General features: G+C 64.9%; 20 protein-coding genes. 8 read left to right on the top strand and 12 right to left on the bottom strand.

Features of this window, described 5'->3' with window-relative positions; translation table 11 throughout:
* Positions 1-178 precede the first annotated feature (178 nt).
* The 3 genes from treY to LGT36_RS04495 are packed head-to-tail and all read left to right on the top strand — an operon-like array spanning position 179 to position 5,228.
* Complete coding sequence (gene treY, locus LGT36_RS04505) at positions 179-2,611, top strand: malto-oligosyltrehalose synthase (RefSeq protein WP_370634357.1); 2,433 nt, start codon at positions 179-181, stop codon at positions 2,609-2,611.
* Entirely contained in the window at positions 2,608-4,359 is a 1,752-nt protein-coding gene (gene treZ / locus LGT36_RS04500; RefSeq protein ID WP_226097032.1) for a malto-oligosyltrehalose trehalohydrolase, read from the top strand. Before treY ends, treZ begins: the two co-directional genes overlap by 4 nt.
* Positions 4,359-5,228 (top strand): polyphosphate kinase 2 family protein, encoded by an 870-nt coding sequence (locus LGT36_RS04495; RefSeq protein ID WP_226097031.1) that lies wholly within the window; start codon positions 4,359-4,361, stop codon positions 5,226-5,228. The genes treZ and LGT36_RS04495 overlap by 1 nt, the downstream gene beginning before the upstream one ends.
* 3 nt (positions 5,229-5,231) lie before the next feature.
* Here LGT36_RS04495 and LGT36_RS04490 read toward each other — a convergent pair whose 3' ends face one another.
* From LGT36_RS04490 to gndA, 3 genes are all read right to left on the bottom strand, one after another.
* A complete protein-coding gene (locus LGT36_RS04490) occupies positions 5,232-6,023 on the bottom strand; it encodes a hypothetical protein (RefSeq protein ID WP_226097030.1) in 792 nt (263 codons plus the stop codon).
* Positions 6,024-6,151: 128 nt separating this feature from the next.
* Complete coding sequence (zapE, locus tag LGT36_RS04485; protein WP_226097029.1) at positions 6,152-7,114, bottom strand: cell division protein ZapE; 963 nt, start codon at positions 7,112-7,114, stop codon at positions 6,152-6,154.
* A 44-nt stretch (positions 7,115-7,158) separates the two neighbouring features.
* Positions 7,159-8,592, bottom strand: a complete 1,434-nt coding sequence (gene gndA, locus LGT36_RS04480) for an NADP-dependent phosphogluconate dehydrogenase (RefSeq protein ID WP_226097028.1) — start codon at positions 8,590-8,592, stop codon at positions 7,159-7,161.
* 124 nt (positions 8,593-8,716) lie between these two features.
* Here gndA and LGT36_RS04475 point away from each other — a divergent pair, with 124 nt between their 5' ends.
* Together LGT36_RS04475 and LGT36_RS04470 are read left to right on the top strand one after the other, a co-directional pair.
* On the top strand, positions 8,717-9,271 hold the full coding sequence (locus tag LGT36_RS04475) for a DUF3000 domain-containing protein (RefSeq protein WP_226097027.1): 555 nt from the start codon (positions 8,717-8,719) through the stop codon (positions 9,269-9,271).
* On the top strand, positions 9,268-10,551 hold the full coding sequence (locus tag LGT36_RS04470) for an HRDC domain-containing protein (RefSeq protein ID WP_226097026.1): 1,284 nt from the start codon (positions 9,268-9,270) through the stop codon (positions 10,549-10,551). Before LGT36_RS04475 ends, LGT36_RS04470 begins: the two co-directional genes overlap by 4 nt.
* On the opposite strand, the gene dxs is transcribed toward LGT36_RS04470, so the two are convergent.
* The 4 genes from dxs to LGT36_RS04450 all read right to left on the bottom strand — a co-directional run bounded on the left by dxs (position 10,548) and on the right by LGT36_RS04450 (position 18,430).
* Positions 10,548-12,404: a 1-deoxy-D-xylulose-5-phosphate synthase gene (gene dxs / locus LGT36_RS04465; protein ID WP_226097025.1), complete on the bottom strand. Its 1,857-nt coding sequence runs from the start codon at positions 12,402-12,404 to the stop codon at positions 10,548-10,550. The two genes, LGT36_RS04470 and dxs, sit on opposite strands and share 4 nt — an antisense overlap.
* Positions 12,405-12,485: 81 nt before the next feature.
* Complete coding sequence (locus LGT36_RS04460) at positions 12,486-15,296, bottom strand: aconitate hydratase (protein ID WP_226097024.1); 2,811 nt, start codon at positions 15,294-15,296, stop codon at positions 12,486-12,488.
* 48 nt (positions 15,297-15,344) lie between these two features.
* Complete coding sequence (locus LGT36_RS04455) at positions 15,345-16,535, bottom strand: class I SAM-dependent RNA methyltransferase (RefSeq protein ID WP_226097023.1); 1,191 nt, start codon at positions 16,533-16,535, stop codon at positions 15,345-15,347.
* A complete protein-coding gene (locus LGT36_RS04450; RefSeq protein WP_226097022.1) occupies positions 16,532-18,430 on the bottom strand; it encodes an APC family permease in 1,899 nt (632 codons plus the stop codon). Before LGT36_RS04450 ends, LGT36_RS04455 begins: the two co-directional genes overlap by 4 nt.
* 40 nt (positions 18,431-18,470) lie before the next feature.
* Between LGT36_RS04450 and LGT36_RS04445 the strand changes: the two genes are divergently transcribed.
* The gene (locus LGT36_RS04445) at positions 18,471-19,136 is read left to right on the top strand and encodes a TrkA family potassium uptake protein (protein WP_226097021.1); all 666 of its coding nucleotides are present in this window, start codon (positions 18,471-18,473) and stop codon (positions 19,134-19,136) included.
* Positions 19,133-19,807, top strand: coding sequence for a TrkA family potassium uptake protein (locus tag LGT36_RS04440; RefSeq protein ID WP_226097020.1), 675 nt, complete (start codon positions 19,133-19,135; stop codon positions 19,805-19,807). The genes LGT36_RS04445 and LGT36_RS04440 overlap by 4 nt, the downstream gene beginning before the upstream one ends.
* Here LGT36_RS04440 and LGT36_RS04435 read toward each other — a convergent pair.
* The 5 genes from LGT36_RS04435 to LGT36_RS04415 form a co-directional block, all read right to left on the bottom strand.
* Positions 19,737-20,402, bottom strand: a complete 666-nt coding sequence (locus LGT36_RS04435; RefSeq protein WP_226097019.1) for a DUF3159 domain-containing protein — start codon at positions 20,400-20,402, stop codon at positions 19,737-19,739. The two genes, LGT36_RS04440 and LGT36_RS04435, sit on opposite strands and share 71 nt — an antisense overlap.
* Positions 20,399-20,701 (bottom strand): OB-fold nucleic acid binding domain-containing protein, encoded by a 303-nt coding sequence (locus LGT36_RS04430; RefSeq protein ID WP_226097018.1) that lies wholly within the window; start codon positions 20,699-20,701, stop codon positions 20,399-20,401. Before LGT36_RS04430 ends, LGT36_RS04435 begins: the two co-directional genes overlap by 4 nt.
* Positions 20,698-21,147: a dUTP diphosphatase gene (dut, locus tag LGT36_RS04425; RefSeq protein ID WP_226097017.1), complete on the bottom strand. Its 450-nt coding sequence runs from the start codon at positions 21,145-21,147 to the stop codon at positions 20,698-20,700. The genes LGT36_RS04430 and dut overlap by 4 nt, the downstream gene beginning before the upstream one ends.
* Before the next feature lie 36 nt (positions 21,148-21,183).
* Entirely contained in the window at positions 21,184-21,483 is a 300-nt protein-coding gene (locus tag LGT36_RS04420) for a DUF4193 domain-containing protein (RefSeq protein WP_226097016.1), read from the bottom strand.
* A 123-nt stretch (positions 21,484-21,606) separates the two neighbouring features.
* Positions 21,607-22,413, bottom strand: coding sequence for an inositol monophosphatase family protein (locus LGT36_RS04415; protein ID WP_226097015.1), 807 nt, complete (start codon positions 22,411-22,413; stop codon positions 21,607-21,609).
* Between the two features lie 72 nt (positions 22,414-22,485).
* Here LGT36_RS04415 and sepH point away from each other — a divergent pair, with 72 nt between their 5' ends.
* Positions 22,486-23,499 carry a septation protein SepH gene (gene sepH / locus LGT36_RS04410; RefSeq protein WP_226264699.1) on the top strand — a complete coding sequence of 338 codons (1,014 nt, stop codon included), beginning with the start codon at positions 22,486-22,488 and terminating at the stop codon, positions 23,497-23,499.
* Positions 23,500-23,524 lie beyond the last annotated feature (25 nt).

The following is a 23,524-nucleotide window of genomic DNA, read 5'->3' as shown; positions in this document are numbered from 1 at the left end:
GCAAGGGTTTCATCAGCCGACGCCCTGCGCAATGCCGCGGCAAGAGCCCCGTGACATGATGGCTGAAGTACCTGACGAACCTGGGAAAACACACATGGCAGATGCACCTCACGAACGCCCCAAACGGTTGGGACATCGACCGGACGCGCCTGTGCCCGTCTCGACGTACCGCCTCCAAATGACTCCTGACTTCACCTTTGACGACGCGCGGGATCAGTTGGACTACTTTGTGGCACTCGGGGTCAGCCACCTGTACCTCTCTCCCATTTTGACGGCGGCTCCCGGCTCAACCCACTTCTACGACGTGGTCGATCACTCACACGTGGCGGCGGTTCTTGGCGGCGAAGAGGGGTTGAGAAGGCTGTCGTGGGAGGCAGGCGAACGCGGGCTCGGATTGATCGCGGACGTGGTGCCAAACCACATGTCCGTGCCGACCCCCGTCTTTCACAATCAGGCCTTGTGGTCGGTTTTGGCGGAAGGCGAGGCATCACCCTACGCGCACTGGTTCGACGTCGACTGGTCGTCCAATGACGGCGTCCTCATGCCGGTGCTAGGAGATCGGATCGGCTCCGTCCTGGCAAGGGGTGAACTGGCGCTGGACTCGATGGAGATCCCTGGCTTCGAGGAGGCCGGCGAGGTTCCTGTGCTCAGGTACTACGACCACGTCTTCCCTGTCAGGGAGGGCACCGAGAACTTGCCAATGGATACCTTGGTCCAAGAGCAGCACTATCGCCTCGCCTATTGGAGAGTGGCCAACGAGGAGCTCAACTACCGGCGCTTCTTCGACGTAGGCTCGCTCGTTGCGGTACGTGTCGAGGATCCCGACGTCTTCGAGGCAACGCACCGCCGCATCGTAGATCTAGTCAACGACGGCACCCTTCAGGGGCTGCGCATCGATCATCCTGACGGCCTGGCCGACCCCGCCGGCTACATCGCTCAGCTCTCGGATGCCACCAATGGTGCGTGGATTGTGGTCGAGAAGATCCTCGAAGATGAGGAGCGACTGCCTACCTCGTGGAAGACGGCGGGAACCACGGGCTACGACGCTTCGTGGCGCATCGGCGCCCTCTTACGCAACCCCGCGGGCTCCGCTCCGCTCGCGGGAACACTCTTCCAACTGACAGGCGACGCCATGGGAGCGCTGCCGAGCATCATCGACGAGGCCAAGAGGGAGATCGTCCAGGAATCGCTGTCGTCAGAGGCGCGCAGACTCGCCACCCTGGCCCACGAGGTGTGCAAGTCAGACGTGCGGCTACGCGACCACACTTGGAGCGCTCTCTACGACTGCTTGCGCACGATGCTCGTCACTTTCGGCCGCTATCGCGCCTACGTCATTCCTGGTGCGACGTCTCAGCCTCCATCCATTGAGGCGATCGACACCGCGGCCACGAACGCGAGAGCCCAACTCGACCCTGAGCGTCACGAAACGCTCGACGTCGTCGTCGACCTCTTGAAGGGATCCGAGGTCGGTTCGGCAGGCAAGACCTTCGACGCGACCCGCATGCACCTCGTGACACGCTTCCAACAGGCCTGCGGAGCGGTCATGGCCAAAGGCGTTGAGGACACCGCGTACTACCGGTGGACGCACTTGCTTCCTTTGTGCGAAGTCGGCTCCCCCGCGGATCGCTTCGCGGTGCCGCCAGAGGCCTTCCACGCGTGGGCGGCTGATCAGCAGTACACCTACCCGCACGCCATGACGACGCTCACGACTCACGACACCAAGAGATCGGAGGACGTGAGAGCTCGGCTCGGAACATTGAGCGAGGTACCCGAGGCGTGGGACGAATGGCTCTCCAAGGTGCGCGCAGCGACCTCGGAGTTACGTCCGGCTGAACTCGATGGTCGGACCGAGAACCTGTGGTGGCAGACGCTCGTGGGGACCGTCGCCGTGGACGGAGCGCTCATGGAGTGGGATCGCCTGGAGGGTTACCTCATCAAGGCGATGCGCGAGGCGAAGACCCACACGACCTGGACAGGCGTCAACGAGCCCTACGAAACGGCGGTGTTGTGGTTCGCTCAGGCGACACACGCGGACCCCGCGGTGCGTCAACTCGTTGACGAGTGGACGATGCACACGGCTGACGGTGTGAGGGCAGCCGTTCTTGCCCAGAAGATCGTTCAGCTCACGATTCCGGGGGTCCCCGACGTGTATCAAGGCACAGAAGAGTTCCGGCCGATGCTCGTCGATCCCGACAATAGGAGGCCCGTAGACTTCGTTCACCTCGCGAGCCAACTTGGTCGGGTGACCGGTCGCAGCAAGACCCGCAACGTCTCGGAGGAGAAGCACAGGGTCACCGCAAGGGCACTGCACGCGCGAGCCACTCATCCAGGTGCCTTCATTGGCCAATCTGCTGGCTACGTGCCGCTGCCCTCTTCCTCGGGACACGCCGTGGTCTTCGCCCGCACCGAGGACGATGTGCCGCAAGTCATCACGATCGCCACCCGCATCGCCATCGAACTTGAGAACCTTGGCGGATGGGGTGAACACACGGTGACACTGCCAGACGGCGCATGGGAAGACACGCTTACTGGAGCCACCTTCGAGGGGGGCCAGGCGGCGCTTGCCGACATTCTCAAAGCACATCCCGTTGCCCTCTTGGAGCGTGTATGAACAAGACGACCGTATGGGCCCCAGAAGCCTCCGCCGTGACGTGCCACGTAAGACCAGCAGGTGCTGGCCACCCGCAGACGTCCGTCGAGATGATCAAAGACTCCGACGGCTGGTGGAGCGCCCAGGGAGTACGCGCGGGCGACGACTACGCTTTCGAGATCGACGGCGAAGGCCCCTTCCCTGATCCACGCAGTCCCTGGCAGCCACACGGTGTCCACGGCTTCTCACGAGCCTTCGACGCCTCTATCCACCGTTGGGCTGACGGAATGTGGGAGGGCCGAGATGCACGCGGCGCCGTCACTTACGAGCTTCACGTGGGCACCTTCACGCCCGCTGGCACTCTCGACGCGATCGTGGGCCGTCAACTCGAGGATCTGGCTGCTCGCGGCATCGAAATGATCGAGCTGATGCCGGTCGCTGCTTTTCCAGGCAATCGCGGTTGGGGTTACGACGGCGTGTCCTTGTACGCAGTCCACGAGGCATATGGCGGCCCAGCCGCCCTGCAGAGGTTCGTTGACGCGGCACACGCGCAGGGCATCGGCGTATGCCTCGACGTGGTCTACAACCACTTGGGTCCCGACGGCAACTACTTAAGCCAGTTCGGGCCGTACTTCACCGACGCGCACGAGACGCCGTGGGGTTGGGCGGTCAATCTCGATCAGGCCGGCGCGCGAGGCGCGCGGGACTTCATCATCGACAACGCGTTGCGGTGGTTCGAAGACTTCCATATCGACGCGCTCAGGCTCGACGCTGTTCACGCCCTCGTCGACGACTCCCCTACCCACATTCTTGCCGAATTGTCCGAGCGCACGGCGGCGCTCTCGCAGCGCGTCGGCAGGCCGCTATCCCTCGTCGCAGAGTCCGACCTCAACCAGCCCGCAATGGTCACGCCCGTCACACACGGAGGCCTTGGCATGACCGCTCAGTGGGCTGACGACGTGCACCACGCGCTTCACGCCTACCTCACGGGAGAGACGCACGGCTACTACGCCGACTTCGGCTCGATCGAAGCGCTCGACAAGGCGTATCGCAAGGTGTTCGTCCACGACGGGGGCGTGTCGACTTTCCGCGGCAAGCGTTGGGGCGCGCCTGTACCGGACGAGATGGATCGGAAGCGGTTCGTCGTCTTCGCTTCCAATCACGACCAGGTGGGCAACAGGGCTCTAGGCGATCGACCGTCATCCGCACTCAGTCCAGGCGCCCAGGCTGCCTCGCTCGCCCTCATCCTCCTCAGCCCGTTCACGCCGATGCTTTTCATGGGTGAGGAGTACGGGGAGACCAGGCCCTTCATGTTCTTCACCGATCACGACGAGCCGCTAGGTTCAGCGGTCTCGCAAGGGCGCATGAGCGAGTTCGCAGGTCACGGGTGGGAAGAGCTCTACGGCGGCCAAGTACAGGTACCCGATCCTCAAGACAGGCAAACCTTCTTGAGGTCAAAGCTGGGGCCTGGGCTCAGTGCCGCTGGCACCAACCACGCGGCGATCGAGGAGTGGATGCGTTCGGTCATGCAAGCTCGCCCGTTCACGCTCGGCGAGGGCGCGTGGAAGCGTCACCCTGTCACCGTCACCGAAGCCGCCGCCCGCCAGGTCACGATGAGCGGGCCAGTGCGCGTCCACGCCAACCTCTCAGACTCGCCGATGCGAGTTCAGGGGAAGGCCTTCGCCACCTTCGGCGACGTCACGGACGCCGAGGGAAAACTCTCCCTTGCCCCCGACGCAGTCGCCCTCGTGGTCGCGGAGGAGGAGTAGTGGCCAGCAAGAAGGGCGCGTGGAGGGCGTCGCCGGTGGAGACTCTTCTGGTTGGCGACGACTTTGCCATCGACGACTTCGATTGCGCCTCGACGCCCGGCTTCTTCGGCGACGAAGAGGACGGCGAACGGCTGATGGCCAGGCGCGGCGAGCGACTCGAAGAACTCCAGGAACAACTGTTCGCGGAAGGTCGCTCGGGGGGTCGGCGGTCAGTGTTGCTGGTGCTGCAGGGAATGGACACTTCTGGAAAGGGCGGCATCGTCCGCCACGTCCTCGGCATGGTCGACCCTCAAGGCGTGCAGCACACGTCGTTTGGAGTGCCCACTCAAGAGGAACGCTCACATCACTACTTGTGGAGGATCGAACGCGCACTACCAGCAGCCGGCAGGATCGGAGTCTTTGATCGCTCGCACTACGAGGATGTTTTGGTGGTGCGGGTGCACGAACTCGTGGACTCCAGCGTGTGGGGCGCCCGGTACGACGAGATCAACGCCTGGGAGCGCCGTCGTGTCGACGAGGGCACGCTCATTCTCAAGTGCGCGCTCATGGTCTCCCCTGAGGAGCAACTCGATCGCCTTGAGTCACGGCTAGACCGTCCAGACAAGCACTGGAAGTACAACCCAGCAGACCTCGACGAACGGTCTCGGTGGACCTCCTACATGGAGGCCTACCAGGCCGTGTTTGACCGATGCTCGACCGACGCGGCGCCTTGGTACGCGATCCCCGCCGACAACAAATGGTTCGCGCGACTCGCGGTCACCGAGTTGCTCGCCTCGACCCTAGAGAGCATGAACCTCACGTGGCCGGTGGCGGACTTCGACGTGGACAAAGAGAAAGCACGGGTGACGGCGCTACGCCACGAGGCGTAGCACCTACATCGGCGGTTGCTCTTCCTCCGACAGCCGACGCTGAGCGACTCTACTGACATCACGCGCGGAGTGCGTGACAAAGGGCTCGGCCTCGTCAGCCGGGACGCGTGGATTGGCGAGCAGCGCCGTGAGAACCATCGGGTGCTTCTCGCGGTGGAGTGCCTCAAGCAAGCCTTCTGCAGGGGTGGCAGGGTTCTGTGCCGCCCACCACCGCACGTCGTCGTCCTCGTCTACCGCGAGCACAGTGAGAAGCTCAGGCTCTGTCTCTACGCTGGAGGCCTGGCGCAGTTTGTTGACGCCCTCGGTGCCCTTGCGGATGTCGCTCGCGACAAAGGTGAGCGCCTCCGAGACAGGGTTATTGCTACTACCCGCGTAGTGGCTGGAGACCTCAAGCACGTAGTTCGACAACTCGTGCGCCTCGTTGGCTCGGGCGGCGATCTCGAGAGTGGAGCGAGAGGTCGGGTCGAAGACTTCTTCACGGATCTGGAGCGCCACTTGACGCAGTAGGTCAGCGGTCGTGAACGACGGGTGGCTGGTATCACCGTCGGCGTCGACCCTGAAGGTGCCCTCGATCGTGCCAATGACCGCCAATGCCTGGGCGACGGCTTCGATGCGACCCTGGTGATGTGCGGCCTTCACCGCCTCGGGGGTGGCCGGATCCAATCCCGTCGCCGCCGTCAACGGGGTCCGGGCCGCCGTCCCGATCGCGATCGGTGTCGCACGGCCGTAGATGTTGACCACCACTGACTCCTTCTCTTCAAGCCCAGCAACAGGCACATGCCCGTGAAGGGGCACACCCTCCTCATGGTGCCCATCGTCGCCTCGCGTCCGTTTCTGAGCCCTCTGCTGGTGCGTCACGTGTCGACTTCGCCACAGCGGCCGTGCAGCTCGTCGGTGCGGTGGCGCACGCGGTGTGTTGCCTGCTATTCGCCGACGCTGAGCGCGGACAGTCGTGAGAGCGCACGGAAGTACTTCTTGCGATAGCCACCGGCCAGCATCTCGGCCGTGAACACCTCACCAAGGGATGTTCCCGAGGCGACGACGCTCACGTCTGCGTCGTACAACCTGTCCACCAGGCTGACAACGCGCAGTGCCTGCGCTTGGTCGTTCAAGGCAGCCACGTCCATGAGGCCCAGGTAGCGCACGCCATCGATGTAGGCGCCAAGTCTGCTTGGGTGGACGTGCTGGAGATCGGCGACGAGTTCAGGCCACGTTTCGACCGTCCCGCCCCACTTTTGCGACACGAGCGCCACGGCCTCTGGACTCGAATTCACGAAGGCAAGTTCGCCACGGTGGCGGTAGTCGGGGCCGTCGATCGTGACGACCTCGAACACGCGAGCGACCGCCTGGATCTCTCGCTTGAAGTCATCAGCAGCGAACCGGCCCTCGCCCAGAGAGTCGGGAAGAGTGTTCGATGTCGCGGCGAGAGCCACACCAGCGTCTGCCAGCTCACGCATCAGCCTGGCCATCAAGACCGTGTCGCCAGGATCGTCGAGTTCAAACTCGTCGATGCAGACCACGCGGAAGCCCGCCAACGCGTCCCTCGCGGTGGTGAAGCCGAGCGCGCCTACCAGGTGCGTGTACTCGACGAAGGTCCCAAAGGCCGCCCCGTGACCCACGTGGGAGGCGAGAGCCGCGAGCAGGTGCGTCTTGCCCACGCCGTAACCGCCGTCGAGATACAAGCCTTTACCGGCGGAGCTCCTGCGGAACCGACCGCTCGCCCCCGCCGCGAACTCGCGAACGGCGGCGAGGGCCCTCTCCTGCGAAGGGAAGTGGGGGTCTGGTCGGTACGTGTCGAACGTTGCGTCGGCAAAGTGCGCTGGCACTGTAAGGGACGCGACGAGGTCAACTCCCTCGACAACGGGACGACGTCCCACAATCTTCACGGTCGACCCCAAGAGCAGTACACGAGCGGTGGATAGTTCAGCCGCTAAGCCTCTACCTCGGAACGGTCGCCCGACCACAGCGTGTGGAAGGTGCCTTCCTTGTCGATCCGCTTGTAGGTGTGCGCCCCAAAGAAGTCGCGTTGGCCCTGAATCAGCGCGGCAGGCAGGCGCTCGCTCCTCAAGGAGTCGTAGTACGCGAGCGAGGATCCGAACGCGGGCGCAGGCACTCCTGCAAGTGCCGCCTGCGCCACCACCCTGCGCCATCCAGACAGACCGTTGGCGACAGCATCGGTGAAGTACGGGTCGACCAACAGGCTGGGAAGCTCAGGGTTGCGCTCGTAGGCCTCGGTGATGCGGTTGAGGAACCTCGCCCTGATGATGCAACCACCGCGCCAGATACGCGCCATGGCGCCGCGGTCGATGTTCCAGCCGTACTCCTCTGACGCGGCCTGGATCTGATCGAAGCCCTGCGCGTAGGCCACGACCTTGGAGGCATACAGGGCGACGCGCACGTCTTCGATGAACCCCTCCTTGTTGCCAATATGGAAGTCGCCTGCGGAACCACTCAAGAGTTCGGGGGCAACCTCGCGCTGCGCCCGCTGCGAGGAGATGGCACGCGCAAAGGTTGCCTCGGCAATGCCCGTCACCGGCACGCCAAGATCCAGCGCATTCTGCACCGTCCAACGGCCCGTGCCCTTTTGCCCTGCCTCGTCGAGGATGACGTCGACGAGCGGCTTGCCCGTCGCGGCGTCCTTGTGTGACAGCACCTCCGCCGTGATCTCGATCAGGAAGCTCTCAAGATCGCCTTCGTTCCACTCGGCAAAGATCTTCGCAATCTCACGCGGTTCAAGGTCGAGACCAGCACGCAACACGGCGTATGCCTCTGCGATGAGTTGCATGTCGGCATACTCGATGCCGTTGTGCACCATCTTGACAAAGTGACCAGCGCCGTCTGGACCGACGTGGGTGCAGCAGGGCACACCATCGACCTTGGCCGAGATCTTCTCAAGGATCGGTCCGAGCGAGGCGTAAGACTCCGCTGGCCCACCGGGCATGATCGACGGTCCAAGAAGGGCGCCCTCTTCGCCACCTGACACGCCGGAACCCACGAACAGGATGCCCTTCGCGCTGAGCTCTGCCTCGCGTCGGCGGGTGTCGGGAAAGTGAGCGTTGCCGGCATCGACGATGATGTCGCCCTTGTCAATGAGGGGCACGAGCGCATCGATCACGGCGTCGGTCGCGGCCCCAGCCTGGACCATCACGACGATCTTGCGGGGCTTCTCTAGGGAAGCCACGAAGTCGTCGAGAGACTCGGAGCCGAGGAACTCGCCTTCGTCGCCATGGTCGGCAATCAAGGACCGCATCTTCTGCGGGCTGCGATTATGTACAGCCACCGTGAAGCCATTCCTAGCAAAGTTTCTCGCGAGATTCCGACCCATCACTGCGAGTCCGGTCACGCCAATCTGGGCAAGCGCCATGTCACTTCCTTGTCCGTCAGGGGTACGGCATCCCAGCCTAGACGGGAATGCCCAAAGGGCCTACCCGCAGCGCCGAGGGCGTGGCGTACCAGCCACGCAGTCGGCCGCGCCATAGGCTCATGCCATGAATGCCACGGCCGTCCCGGCCGCGTTCCGCGAGGCACTGCTGTCCTTGCAGGGGGCGCGCACGCGTCGCGACGTGCGCTTGGTCGAAACGCCTGCGCCGTCGCGCATCGCACCCTTCGCTGTCGCCATCAACGGCACCGTCCTGCCAGAGGACCTCGAGACGACCGGCCGGTTTGTCGCTCTTCACGATCCCGCGGGTCAGGATGCGTGGAACGGGACCTTCCGTGTGGTGGCGCTGGTCCAGGCGCGAGTCGAGGCCGAGGTCGGCCAAGACGATCTCTGGGCGGACGCGGCGTGGTCGTGGCTTAACGAGGCACTCAGCGACGTTCCTCACGAGCATTTCGGCGGCACGGTGACCAAGGTGGTGTCACGGTCGTTCGGCCAGCTCGCGCGGAATGAAGACGACGTGACCGTCGAGTTGAGGGTGTCGTGGACCCCCACCGACTCTGATCTTGCCCCGCACATCGTTGCGTGGACGGAACTGCTCGCCATGTGCGCGGGTGTTCCGCCAGCGCCACAGGGGGTTTCCGTGCTTCCAGGAGGACACAGATGAGCTCACCACAAGAAGAACCGGCAGCGACAGAGGAGGAAGGCCCCGCGCCCATCCTCCTGACGGAGCCTGCCGACGGGGTTCCCGACATCGTCACGACTGCTGAGCAACTTCACGGCGTCATTGAAGCCTTCAAGACAGGCAAGGGTCCCATCGCGGCCGACGCTGAACGTGCATCGGGCTTTCGCTACGGCCAAGCCACGTACCTGGTGCAGTTCAAGCGTGCAGGCGCCGGCATCGCCCTCATCGATGCGGCCGCACTGCCCGACCTCAGCGCATTTCATGAAGCCATGGGGGACGCTGAGTACGTGTTCCACGCCGCAAGCCAGGATCTGCCGGGCGTGAAGGACCTGGGAATCCATCCATCCGCCATCTTCGACACAGAACTCGCAGCTAGGCTGCTCGGATGGCCCAAGGTGGGACTCGCGGCCGTCGTGGAGCGAGAACTGGGTTTCGCTCTTGCGAAGGAGCACTCGGCACAGGACTGGTCGGTGCGCCCTCTTCCCGACTCGTGGCTTGCCTACGCGGCCCTTGACGTCGAGATTCTGCTGGAACTCAGGGATGGCCTTGCTGGGCATCTTGAAGCGGCAGGTAAGAGCGAATGGGCTCGCCAAGAGTTTGAAGCGGTGCGCCTGGCTCCCCCAGCCGAGCCCCGGATAGATCCCTGGCGGCGCACCTCTGGTACTCACACGGTGCGTGACCAGCGCGGGCTCGCGATCGTGCGTGCCCTGTGGGAGGAGCGAGAGCGGGAGGCCCAACGACGCGACGTCACTCCTGGTCGCGTGCTGAGGGACGCGGCGATCATCGCTGCCGCGAGCAGCAAGCCAGCCTCTCTTGAAGCGCTCTTGGACATCCCCGAGTGGCGCACCCGCGGCACCAAGAAGGCGGCCCCGCGCTGGTGGCCAGCCATTGAGGCGGCGCTCGCCCTGTCAGAGAAGGCCCTTCCCGCACGGAGAGCTCCGGCCGGCGACGGCCCTCCCCCGCCAAGGGCCTGGCCTGACAAGCGACCAGAGGCGGCGGCGAGACTCACGGAGGCGAAGCTCGCACTCGCCGCCTTGGCCGAACGCCATGACGTTCCCGTGGAAAACCTGTTGCAGCCGGATGCGGCCAGGAGGGCCTGTTGGGAGTACCGAGACGGCGGCGTTCAGTGGGTCAGGGACTTCTTGACGTCGCGTTCAGCACGGCCCTGGCAGATCGACCTCACCGCACAACCCCTCGCTGAGGCCTTCATGCGCGCTGCGGTGCTCGACGCTGACCAGCGGTCCGGCACGTCCGAGGGCTAGCCGAGGCGCGCTGCCGCGGCGTCGGCGATCACTGAGGCCTCAAGCCCGACTTGCTCGAGCACCTGTGCCCGAGACGCGTGTTCGATGAATTCCCGCGGGACACCGTGGTGCGACCAGTGGACCTCGTGGCCCGCGAGCCTCGCGAACTCGGCCCACTCTTCGCCCACACCGGCGTCCGTCAGTCCGTCCTCGACCGTCACGACGAGTTCGGCATCGCCCAGCACCTCGAGCAAGCCTTCTGGCACCGGGTGTACCCAGGTGGCGGTCGCGGCGATCACCGAGGTGCCGCCCGCCGCGAGTTTGCCTGCAACCTCAATCGCGGTGCCTGCCATCGAGCCGATGCCAAACACCACCACCTGCGGCACCGTTCCGTGCTCGGCGAGCACGTCGATGTCCTCGACACTGCGCACTGCGGGCATCGCCTCGCCCACTGCCCCCTTCGGGTAGCGCACCACTGTCGGGGCGTCGTCGATGTCAATGGCCGCACGGAAGGCCGAACGCAAGGTCTTCTCATCGCGAGGGGCCGCCATCCGCAAGCCAGGGACGTGGCGCAGCAGAGCCATATCCCACATGCCGTTGTGACTCGGCCCGTCATCCCCAGTGATGCCCGCCCGATCGAGCATGAAGGTGACGCCCGCCTTGTGCAGCGCCACATCCATCAAGAGCTGATCGAAGGCCCTGTTGAGGAAGGTCGCGTAGACCGCCACAACAGGATGCATTCCGGAGAACGCGAGCCCTGCGGCGGCCGTGACAGCGTGCTGTTCGGCGATGCCGACGTCGATCACCCTGCCGGGGTAGGCATCGGCGAAAGGCTGGAGGCCGACGGGCTGCAGCATGGCTGCCGTCATTCCCACAAGGTCGTCTCGCTCGGAGCCTGCCGCGAGCATCTCGTCGGCAAAGACAGCCGTCCACCCGAACCGTGACGGCTCAACGGGCAGTCCTGTCTCCGGGTGAATCTGCCCGACGGCGTGGAAACGATCGGCGACATCCAGCTCAGCAGGCTCGTAGCCGCGCCCTTTCTCGGTCACGACATGGACGATCACCGGCGCACCGAAGCCCTTGGCGTGAGTGAGAGCCGCTTCCACTTGAGCCACGTCGTGCCCGTCGACAGGCCCCATGTACTTCAGGCCGAGGTCCTCGAACATGCCTTGGGGGCCGATGAGACCCTTGAGCGCGCGCTTGCCGTGCATGACTGTCTGATACGTGAAGTCTCTGACCGGCCCGCGCGCGTGGAACGTGCGCTTGCCCCAACTGAGGAAGTTCTCATACGCCTGAGACGTGCGCATGCCGTCAAGGCGGCGGGCCAGCCCGCCGATCGTGGGGGCGTACGACCTGCCGTTGTCGTTGACCACAATCACGACCCTGTCGTTGCAGTCCGCAAGGGAGTTGAGCGCCTCCCAGGCCATGCCGCCCGTCAGCGCGCCGTCGCCGATGATGGCGACCGTCGTTCTGTCAGTCTCGCCTCTCAAGGTGTGACCCCTCGCGATGCCAGCAGCCCAGGACAGTGCCGTCGAGGCATGCGAGTTCTCGACCACATCGTGATCGGATTCTGCACGGGAGGGATAGCCCGCCAGGCCGCCGCGCTTGCGCAGCGTCGAGAAGTCGCGCCGTCCCGTCAGCAGCTTGTGGACGTACGACTGATGGCCAGTGTCAAACACGATGCGGTCGGTGGGTGAGTCGAAGACGCGATGCAGCGCGAGCGTCAGTTCGACGACGCCGAGGTTGGGACCAAGGTGCCCACCCGATTTCGACACGGCGTCGACGAGGTAGTCCCTGATCTCTTCAGCAAGTTCGCGCAACTCCCCTGGGGTCAGCGAGCGCACATCACGCGGTGATTCGATGCGCTCCAGCACGCTTTCTCCTGACTTCCCGGTTCGGTCTCACTGTAAGTCCTCCAACGAACGGGAGCGAGGTTCGCTTCCGCGCGTTGGCCGTCAAGCGACGAGCGAACGCAACACGTACTGCAGGATGCCACCGTGCCGGAAGTAGTCGGCCTCTCCTGGCGTGTCGATCCGTACGCGGGCATCGAAACTGACGGCCGACCCGTCGGCCTTCTCCGCCACCACGGTGAGCGACCTGGGGTGATCGCCCTCGCTGAAGGCCGCGATGCCCTCGATGCTGAACGTCTCCGTGCCGTCGAGACCAAGGTCTCCCGCCGACTTCCCTTCAGGGAACTGCAGCGGCAGCACGCCCATCCCGATGAGGTTCGAGCGGTGAATGCGCTCGAAGCTTTCGGCGACTACGGCGCGGACGCCCAGCAGGCTGGTGCCCTTTGCCGCCCAGTCGCGGCTGGAGCCCGTGCCATACTCCTTGCCGGCTAGCACGACGAGCGGGACGCCTGCCTCGGCGTAGGCCTGTGCGGCATCGTAAATGGTGTCCTGGGCGTCACTCAGGAAGTTGAACGTGAAGCCGCCCTCCACGCCGTCAAGCAGGAGGTTTCTGAGCCTAATGTTGGCGAAGGTGCCCCTGATCATGATCTCGTGGTTACCGCGCCGTGAGCCGTAGCTGTTGAAGTCCTTGCGGTCGATCCCGTGCTCGGCCAAGTACACGCCCGCCGGGCTGTCCGCCTTGATCGAGCCAGCGGGAGAAATGTGATCCGTGGTCACCGAGTCGCCAAGCAGCGCCAGGACGCGCGCGCCAGCGATATCCTTGACCGGCTCTGGGCTGGCGGCCATTCCCTCGAAATACGGGGGCTTGCGCACATACGTCGAGTCCGCATCCCATTCGAAGGTCTTGCCTGCAGGCGTGGGCAAGCCGCGCCACCGCTCATCTCCGGCAAAGACGTCCGCGTAGTTGGTCGCGAACATCGACTCGGTGATCGAGGAGCCGACCACAGACTCCACCTCAGCTGGTGACGGCCAGATGTCCTTGAGGTAGACGTCTTTGCCGTCGTGGTCGACACCGAGCGGCTCCGACTCGAAGTCAAAGTCCATCGTGCCAGCGAGGGCGTAGGCAATGACGAGCGGAGGTGACGCCAAGTAGTTCATCTTGACGTCTGGATTGATGCGTCCCTCAAAGTTGCGGTTTCCTGACAGCACAGAGACGACGGCAAGGTCGTGCTCGTTCACGGCCTCCGACACCTCGGCGGGTAGCGGCCCAGAGTTGCCGATGCACGTGGTGCAGCCGTAGCCCACCAGGTGGAAGCCGAGTGCCTCGAGGTCTGGCCACAGTCCGGCCTTCTCGTAGTAGTCCGTCACCACCTGAGAGCCGGGAGCCATCGACGTCTTGACCCAAGGCTTGGACCTCAAACCCTTCTGATTGGCATTGCGAGCGAGCAGAGCAGCCGCGAGCATGACCGAGGGGTTCGAGGTGTTCGTGCACGAGGTGATCGAAGCGATGACCACGCGACCATGGTCGAGGTCGGTCGCCGTGCCATCGGCCAGAGTCAACGGGACCACCTTCTGGGGGCGGTTTCCCGCCTCACTCGCGACGGCGCGCGGCTGCGGCGCGTCGCCAGCGTGCGACTCGGCGGCAATGGGATCCGAAGCGGGGAAGGTCTCTTCTACTGACTCGTCGAGTCCCTTGGTGACCTGCTCCTCGTGGCGGGCGTAGTCCCCGATGACGCCCGCAAAACCCGTCTTCGCGTCGGTGAGAGCGATGCGGTCTTGGGGACGCTTTGGCCCTGCAATCGAGGGCACCACAGTGCTCAAATCCAGTTCAAGGTACTCCGAGAACACCGGCTCCACGTAGTCGGCCGCGCTCGGGTCATGCCACAGCCCCTGCTCCTTGCAGTACGCCTCGACGAGTGCCACTTGCTCGGGCTGGCGACCCGTCATGCGCAAGTACTCGATCGTGACGTCGTCGATCGGGAAGATCGCGGCAGTCGAGCCGAACTCGGGGCTCATATTGCCGATGGTGGCGCGATTCGCGAGCGGCACTGCGCCCACACCTTCTCCGTAGAACTCCACGAACTTGCCCACAACCCCGTGCTTGCGCAGCATCTCGGTGATGGTCAACACCACGTCCGTCGCCGTCGCTCCCGCAGGGATCTGGCCGGAAAGCTTGAAGCCGACCACCTTGGGGATGAGCATGGACACCGGTTGGCCGAGCATCGCCGCCTCCGCTTCGATGCCGCCGACGCCCCAGCCGAGTACTCCCAGGCCGTTGATCATCGTGGTGTGAGAGTCAGTACCGACGCACGAGTCTGGGTACGCCTGCGTGACCCCGTCTGCGTCCTTCGTCATGACACCACGGGCGAGGTACTCAAGATTGACTTGGTGGACGATTCCTGTGCCTGGCGGCACCACCTTGAAGTTGTCGAAGGCCGTCTGGCCCCAGCGCAAGAATTGGTAGCGCTCGCGGTTGCGCTCATACTCGAGGTCGGTGTTGCGTTGCAAAGCATCCCCGCGGCCAAAGATGTCGATGACGACCGAGTGGTCGATGACCATCTCTGCAGGGGCGAGCGGGTTAATGACCGCAGGGTCCCCGCCGAGTTCGACCACTGCTTCTCGCATGGTGGCGAGGTCGACGACGCAAGGGACGCCGGTGAAGTCCTGCATGACCACACGGGCCGGGGTGAACTGAATCTCCGTGTCGGGTTCGGCCGCAGGATTCCACCCAGCGAGCGCCTTCACGTGATCGGCGGTGATGTTGGCACCGTCCTCTGTCCGTAAGAGCGCCTCTGCCAGGATCTTCAGCGAGTACGGAAGCTTCTCCAGCCCTGGCACTGCATCCAGGCGGTAGATCTCGTACGACGTTGGGCCCACGGTGAGGGTGGACTTTGATCCCAGGCTGTTGATGCTCATTGCGCTCCTTGACTCGTGAGATTCCATCCTACCGAGGCGAGCGCACGCTCAAGGTGTGCGTTCGAAGAGTGCCACCGTCTCGATGTGATGGGTCATGGGGAACAGGTCGAATGCTTGAATCTCCGCGGCGCGGTATCCGCGCTCGGAGAGGGTCTTCGCGTCGCGTGCCAGAGCGACGGGGTCGCAAGCGACGTAGACGATGCGTTGTGGCTCAAGCGCAGCGATCGCTTGCACGGTCGCTGACTTCGCTCCCGAACGAGGAGGGTCGAGCACTACCGCGCCGCGCGACCAGTCTTGATCGGCCGCGACCATGGCCGTGACCGTCTTGCGCGTGTCCCCTGCCACTGCAGTCGCGCTCGCGTAGCCACGCAGGTTCTGCTGCAGGCTCGACTTTCCTTTCGAGTTCGCTCCTGCCAGTTCCACGGCGGTGACGTCCCTGCCCTCGGCCGCGAAGGGGACGGCGAAGAGTCCCGCGCCTGAATACAGGTCGAGAACCCGCGGCGCGTCGCCCACCAGACGGAGCACCTCGGCAAGCAGGACACCAGGGGCCTCGCGGTGGACCTGCCAGAACTCGCCCGCTCGCAAGGCGTATGCAAAGCTACGCCCCCCGACGCTCACCGTTTCGGTGAGAATCTTGTGGTCGCCCTTGCCGCGGGAGACGTAGGTCTCCCCCAGCGACGTCCTCGCCACCTCGATCAACTGACCTGGTTCGGCCTTGGCTGACAGCAACGCCGCCTCGGCCTCCTCAACGGCTAGCGGCATGGCGCTCAGAGCGTGCCTCACGCCGCTACCGGGGATGGCCATCGTCGCGCGCCCGTCCTCACCCGCCGTCGCGGCCACCCTGGTCCGATAGCGCAAGCCCGCCCGCTCGTCGTCTCCAGGAGCCCCCTTGACGTCGCCCTGGTACTCGATACCGGCGAAGCGGGACAGGGACTCGCACACGACCGCGAGCTTCCACTCCCGTTGGGCGGGAAGCGCGACGTGGCCGAGCTCCGCACCGCCGACGCCACCAACCCCTGCCTCGGGCCACGGGTGTTCGACTCTGTCCGGCGAGGCCTCCAGGACGGCCGTGACTTCGGCGTTCCAGAATCGGGCATCCGCGGCCGCATCGTCGATACGAGCGTCGACGACTTCGCCTGGCAACGCTCCTCTGACAAAGACGGCGCGGCCCTCGTGCCGAGCGATGCAGTGACCGCCGTGGGCTGGGGCACCAATGGTCAGGCGAATCGTGTGGGTCACTGAGGCTCCGGTCCTTTGTTGATGAGATCGTCGACTGGCCCCTCGCGGCGCGCAGATTCGAGCATCCACGGCACGGCGCTCACGACTACGTTTGGCACGTTCAGAAGTTGAGCCCGTAGCCGAGCGGTCGCACGGTTGTGGAGCAGTTGCTCCCACCATCGCCCGACGATGTATTCGGGCACATAGACGAACACTGCCTCTCGCGGCGACGCCCTGTGCATGTTCTTGACGTACTCAAGCATGGGGCCAACCAGGTCGCGGTATGGCGAGTCAAGCACGACGAGCGGCACGCCGAGGTCCATGGTCGACCAGCGGCGCTGCAGCGCCACCGCTGCGCCCCTGTCGATTTGCACCGTGACGGCCTTGAGCGTGCTGTGACGCGCGGCCTTCGCGTAGGCCAGGGCGTGCAGGGCCGGCCGGTGCATCTGGGCAACGAGAACAATCCCGTGGGTGGCGGAAGGCAGGCTTGGGGACCTCGCGGCCTTGTCAAGAGAGATGTCCGCCTTCACCGCGGCGTAGTGGCGTTTGATGGAGTGCATCATCACGACCACCACCACGATGAGCACGATGGCTATCCATGCGCCGTTGGCGAAGTTGAAGACCGCCGTCACGACGAGCACACCGACCGCGACCACTGACGCCACCATGTGAAGGACGCGGCGGGCCTGCAGCATCCAACGCTCATGTGGCTCCGTCACCAACTTCAGCTTGGCGGTGGTCCACTCGATCATCGCCCGCTGGCTGAGGACGATCGCGGTGAAGACGCCCACGATGAACATGTGGACGAGGCGGTCGACGCTCGCATGCTGGGAGATCACGATGGTTGCCGACAGAGCGGCGACGAGCAGGATGGCACCACGAAGAACGAGTCGGTCGTTGCGCATTGCCATTTGTCGCGGCAACACGCCGTCGGAGGCGAGGAGGCCCGTCAGTCGTGCGAAGCGCCTGAACACCGACGTCGCGGCCGCGTACAGGATCGCAACGGCTGAGATGCCGACGGCCCATACGCCGATCGAGTTGCCGAACACCCGCTCCGAGACTTGCATCATGATCGAGCCATTGGCCCAACCCGTGAGTCGGTACGTCCACGCGAGCCAACTGATCACAAAGAACGCGATCGCGGCCGCCACGACCGCTGTCAGCAGAGTGCGCGAGGCCCGCTTACCACGGGGTTCCGCGTGATAAGGGCCCGATGAGGCGAGGTGCTCAAGGCCTGTCGCCATCACCGCGCCCGACGCCACCGCACCCGCATAGGCGACCAATACCGACCACGTGTTGGTCGAATCCGCCATCACAGGCGCGGCCGTGGTTCCGCTTTGGCGCACGATGCCGACCACCGCGAGCACAGCGAGCACCACCAAGAAGCCATGCCAGACCGCCAACAGCACGCGCCGTCTGTCACGGACGCCGCGCAGGTTCGCAAGCGTCATGAAGGCGAGGGCAGCGACCGCGATCGTGGCCTCGGATCCAAACCATTCGGGGATCAAGAACACGACAATCTCGGCAATGGCCGAGACGGCGATCGACACAGTGAAGAGGTAATCGATGAGCAAAGACGCCCCGGTGATCATGCCGAACCTCTGGCCGAGCCGGTCTCTCACCACCCCGTAGTCGCCGCGTTCATGGGGGAAGGCGCGCACTTGCGACGCGTACGCAAAGCCAATGAGTAGCAAGATGACGACGACGCCACCGGCCATGAAGGGAATCGCCGACTGTTGCGAGCCTGACCGCAACGCGGCCACCACGGCGTCGGGACCGTAAGCGACGGCCGAGACCACGCCAGCGCCAAACACTGGAAGCGCGAGTCTGCTGCGCAGCGCCTGGGGCTTCGACAGGTCGGTCGCAACGGGCGCGCCGAACACAAGTCGCTTCACTCGTTCAAGAAACCGTCGCACGTCGCACCATCCTAGGCTCCGGGCGGTATAGCGTGGTGGCGTGCACGTGGTGATCATGGGTTGTGGCCGAACAGGTGCCACGTTGGCGAGCGAATTCGAGTCGCGCGGCCACACGGTGGCTGTCATTGACGTACGCGCCGATGCCTTCCGCAGGCTTCCTTCCGACTTCAAGGGTCAGAAGATCACGGGACTCGGCTTCGACAGGGACACGCTGACCACCGCAGGGGTCGAAGAGGCCTACGCCTTCGCCGCCGTTTCTGACGGCGACAACTCGAACATCCTCGCTGCTCGCGTCGTCCGCGAAACCTACGGCGTGCAAAACGTCGTCGCGCGCATCGCCGACTCTGGACGCGCTGAGGTGTACCGCCGACTCGGTATCCCTACGGTCGCGCCGGTGCCGTGGACGGCAGCCCAGATCGTCACCCGGCTGCTACCAGGCGGTTCGGAAGAGCTCTATGAAGACGCCGACGCTGGCTTGGCCATGCGCAGGCTTCCCTTCAACGACGGCTGGGTTGGTCATACATGCGAAGAGTTGGAGCGGGCATCCGGCGCGCGCATCGCGTACCTCACCCGTTTTGGTGACGCGGTATTGCCCAGCGACGCCACCGTCCTTCAAGACGGGGACGATGTTTACGCGCTCGTGATGACCGCCACCGAGCGCGCCGTCGCCAAGGCCTTTGCTCACCCGCCGAAGGCGGCGTCATGAAGGTCCTGATTGCCGGCGCTGGCTCCGTTGGCCGTTCCATCGCCAGAGACCTCATCGAGCACTCTCACGAGGTTCTGCTCATCGACCAGAACCCTGCCGCGATGCGCGTGTCGCAAGTCGCGGAGGCTGAGTGGATGCTTGCCGACGCTTGCGAGCTCATGGCTTTGCGCGAGGCAGGCGTCGAGTCCATGGACGTGGTGGTCGCCGCGACAGGAGACGACAAAGCCAATCTGGTGATCTCATTCCTCGCCAAGACCGAGTTTGGGGTACCTCGCACGGTGGCCCGCGTGAACAATCCGCGCAACGAATGGATGTACGACGCTCAATGGGGAGTCGACGTCGCCGTGTCTACGCCGCGCATCATGACGGCCATGGTCGAAGAGGCCGTCGCCGTCGGCGATCTAGTCAAGGTCTTCACCTTCCACCAGTCTGGCGCGTCCATCATCGAGGTCACGCTGCCGTCCGACTCTCCGCTCGTTGGCGTCGCATTGCGGGACATCACGCTGCCCGCTGACACGGTCTTGTCGTGCATCGTGCGAGGCGATAGGACGATCGCTCCCACCCCGGAAGACACCGTCGAGGCACGTGACGAGCTGTTGTTCATTCTCTCTGCTGAAGCTGATCCTCAGGCTCTTCAGGAAGTTCTACGTTCCGCACCATCCGCCACATAACGAACAGGGCGACGGCAAACCATGGCAAGCCGAGAGCCAGCTTCGCCACTCCGAGCGCCGCCGTTGCGCCCGCGAAGTACAACGGGAGCTGCACAGCGAGTTTGACCAGCTGCGTGCCCAAGTAGAACGCGGTGGCTGCTTGGAAGCGGCGCGCCACACGCGGGTAGAGCCGCCAACGACCTCCCCAGCCCTTGAGCAGGCCCACCACAATTCCCACCGCCGGCCAGCGCAGCAGCATCGATGCGAGCAGGGCGACCGCATATCCGCCGGTGTAGAAGAAGCTGGGGACGAAGAACTCGGTGGCGTCCCCTGCACGCCAAGCCCAGATGGCGCCGATGGCGACGCCTAGAAGCCCGCCGAGCGCTTGCGTCACTGGAGTTCTCTGGATGAGCCGCACCGCGACCATCGCCACGACCGTCGCAATGGCGGCGATCACGGGCACGCGGAAGCCTCCCCAGATGAGGTAGGCGGTCACGAAGACGCCGCCGGGGGCGACCGACTCGACAAGGCCGCGCCAGCCGCCGATGGCCTCCGACCAGTCGAAGTCATCGCCCAGGAGCGAACTCGCGCCGCCCGCTGGCTGTGAGGGCGTCACGTCAGACACAGTTCATATCGCGGGTTGAAGATTCGCGGCACGTCCTCGTTGGCCGCGACTCGGCCCTCGACGCTGACGATTGCGCCCGGCTCGAGCCCGGCGACCACTCGTCGGCCTAGAAACACCAGATCGAGCGCGCCGGTCGAATCGACGAGTCGCACAGTGAGTCGAGCCGGCGCGTCACGCGGACTGACCTCGACGTAGGAAATCCGCCCACCGGTGCGTTCGAGCGAGCGGGCGGTCACCTCCCCGAGCGGCGTCCAGTCGCTGTGCACTGGCACTTTGCCTGCCACGCTCATGGGCTCGCGGTTCCCGTGGAGCCGAAGCCCCCCTCGCCGCGATGAGAACCAGGCAGAGTCGCGACGGGGACAAAGACCGCCTGTTCGACCTTCTGGATCACCAGTTGAGCAATTCTGTCCCCTACCGCGAACTCCACTGACGAGTGGAGGTCCGTGTTGAGCAAGGTGACGCTGATCTCGCCCCTGTAGCCAGCGTCGACAGTGCCTGGACCATTCACGATCGTCACTCCGTGACGCGCCGCCAACCCAGAACGCGGGTGCACGAGCGCGACATAGCCGGCAGGCAACGCGATGCGCACGCCTGTGCGCACCGTGGCACGTTGACCGGGAGCGAGCACCAGCGTCTCACGGGTCGTGAGGTCTGCTCCCGCGTCACCAGGGTGGGCATAGGCGGGCAGCGGGACATCGGCTGCCGTCGTGCTGATGAGAACTTCGACGTCAGTCATGGGCCTTCAGGGCTGCCACCGTGGGTGCGGCCGACGCTACGCGGCGCACTCAGTGCAGATCGGCTGGTCGCCCTTGAACTCGGCAAGTTGGCTGCGGTGGTGGACAAGGAAGCACGACATGCACGTGAACTCGTCCTGTTGTGGCGGAAGAACCCTGACAGACAGTTCCTCGCCGGACAGGTCGGCGCCAGGAAGCTCAAAACTATCGGCCGCTTCCGCCTCATCCTCATCGACCACGCCCGAGCTCTTATCCGAGCGACGCGCCTTCAACTCCTCGATCGAGTCAGCCGCGATTTCGTCGTCGGTCTTGCGGGGGGCGTCATAGTCGGTCGCCATCCGTGGATCTCCTTCACCTTGTAGGTGTGTGATGAATGCTTGCGGCCGAGGTTTTGTTCCCACTCAGCGCAGGCATTCTGCACCACAATCCGCATTTGCGCGAGTTGGCGGTTGCCACCGGCCTCACGGCAGTCGCGCGCCGGCCCTCTCGAGGACGTCCCTGAACTCGTCCCACGCCTCAGGCGCGGCGGCAATGAGGAGTTCACCGTCCGCTGCTCCCCCGTCGATTCCACCGACCCTCACGCCGGCCTCCTGAGCGATCAGCGATCCTGCAGCGAAGTCCCAAGGCTTGAGTCCGTGCTCGTAATACGCATCCACCGAACCCTCAGCCACCAGGCACAAGTCGAGGCTTGCCGCCCCCAGCCGCCTGATGTCGCGAACCTGTCCGAGCAACTCGGCGACAACGCGCCCCTGAGCGACCCGTCTCTCTGCGACGTAGCTGAAGCCGGTCGCCACAAGCGTCGACGCGAGTGCAGGCGCCTCGCCCCGTTCCAGCTGCTTTCCGTTGCGCCACGCACCATGCCCGGCCGCGGCCTTCCACTCGACTCCCCCGCCCCCATACACCGCGCCGGCAAGAACGCGCCAAGACGCAGGGTCGGTACCCCCTTCGACGGCGGCAACAGACACAGCGAAATGCGGCAGTCCATACAGGTAGTTGACGGTCCCGTCGATCGGATCGATCACCCAGGTCACGCCCGTCTTGCCGGGGACGTCCTCGCCCTCTTCGCCGAGGATCGCGTCATCAGGGCGCTCCTGAGCGAGCCGCGATCGCAAGAGCTTCTCTGCCGCCACATCCATCTGCGTCACGATGTCGATGGGCGAACTCTTGGTGAGGGTGACCTCCGCTTGCGATCGACCCTCGATCACCAGTTGTCCTGCCTGGCTCGCAAGGCTCGCGGCAAGGTCCATGAGTTCGCGCGTTGAGTGCATACCAAGAGCCTCGCACAGGACGCGCTGGCGCGGCGCCGCCCCTCGCGGCATCCGGCGTGGCACAGTAGAGCAATGACCGGAATGAGCCTCAAGGGACTGTCAGAGGACGGGACCCATCTCATCGTTGTCACGACAGACGGCGACGAGCATCGGCTCGCCATTACTGACGAGTTACGTGAGTTGGTGCGCCACGCACGTGTCATGCGCCGCGACCGAGACGACGATCCACCCGCGACGCGGCTGAGCCCTCGCGAGATCCAGCAGCGCATCAGAGCGGGCCTCAATGCGGCAGAGCTCGCCGAACTGACGGGCGAGCCCGTCGAAGCCATCACCAAGTTCGAGGCTCCCGTGCTCGCGGAACGTTCCTACATCGTCGACATGGCGAAGACGACGCGCATCGGCCGCGATCACACCTCCCCGACGTTGGGAGACCTGGTTGGCGACCGCCTCGCCGGCCGCGGCGTCGACCCCGAGTCCGTGGTGTGGGACGCCTGGCGCGAGATCGACGAGCCGTGGAAGGTCGCCGCTGACTACCGTGTCGACGGTAGGTCGGTGCGAGCGCTCTGGACCTACGACCACGTCGCCAAGGCGCTCACTGCGGAGGACGACGAGGCTTCCTGGTTGACGGAAACCGAGCTTCTCGATGCGCCGGTGCCTCGCCGCCACTTGAGCGCGGTCCGCGCCGACAGTGGCCCCATCCCCTTGCAGCCCCACCGTCCCGCGGAGATTACGAGCGCTGAGCAGGTGGCAGATGGCAAGGCGGCTCCGCCCGACACCACGGACGCGTTGCTCGAGGACCTTGCCAGTCGCAGGGGCATGCGGGAGCCGCTCGAGTTGGACGACGACGAAGACGACGAGGCCTTCGAAGGTTTTGGCCCCGCACGTGGAGCGGCATCGCAGCGGCCCACCACCATCCCCCACCCGGCGGGAAATGCTCGCCAAGACCCACCTGGCCAAGGCGCTCACAGCCCGGCTGCTCCTCAGCAACCGGCGCCTCAGGGTCCCCCTGCAGAAAAGCGCCCCCGCAAGGGTCGCGCGTCCGTTCCCAGTTGGGACGAGATCGTCTTCGGAGCCAAGAACGACTGACAGCCGGAGCCTTCGCTCACCATGA

Origin of the sequence: Demequina sp. TMPB413, assembly GCF_020447105.2 — a bacterium.
In the GTDB taxonomy this organism is placed as follows: Bacteria; Actinomycetota; Actinomycetes; order Actinomycetales; family Demequinaceae; genus Demequina.
The sequence above is the reverse complement of the archived record's forward strand: the minus strand, read 5'-3'. Positions and strand labels throughout refer to the sequence as shown.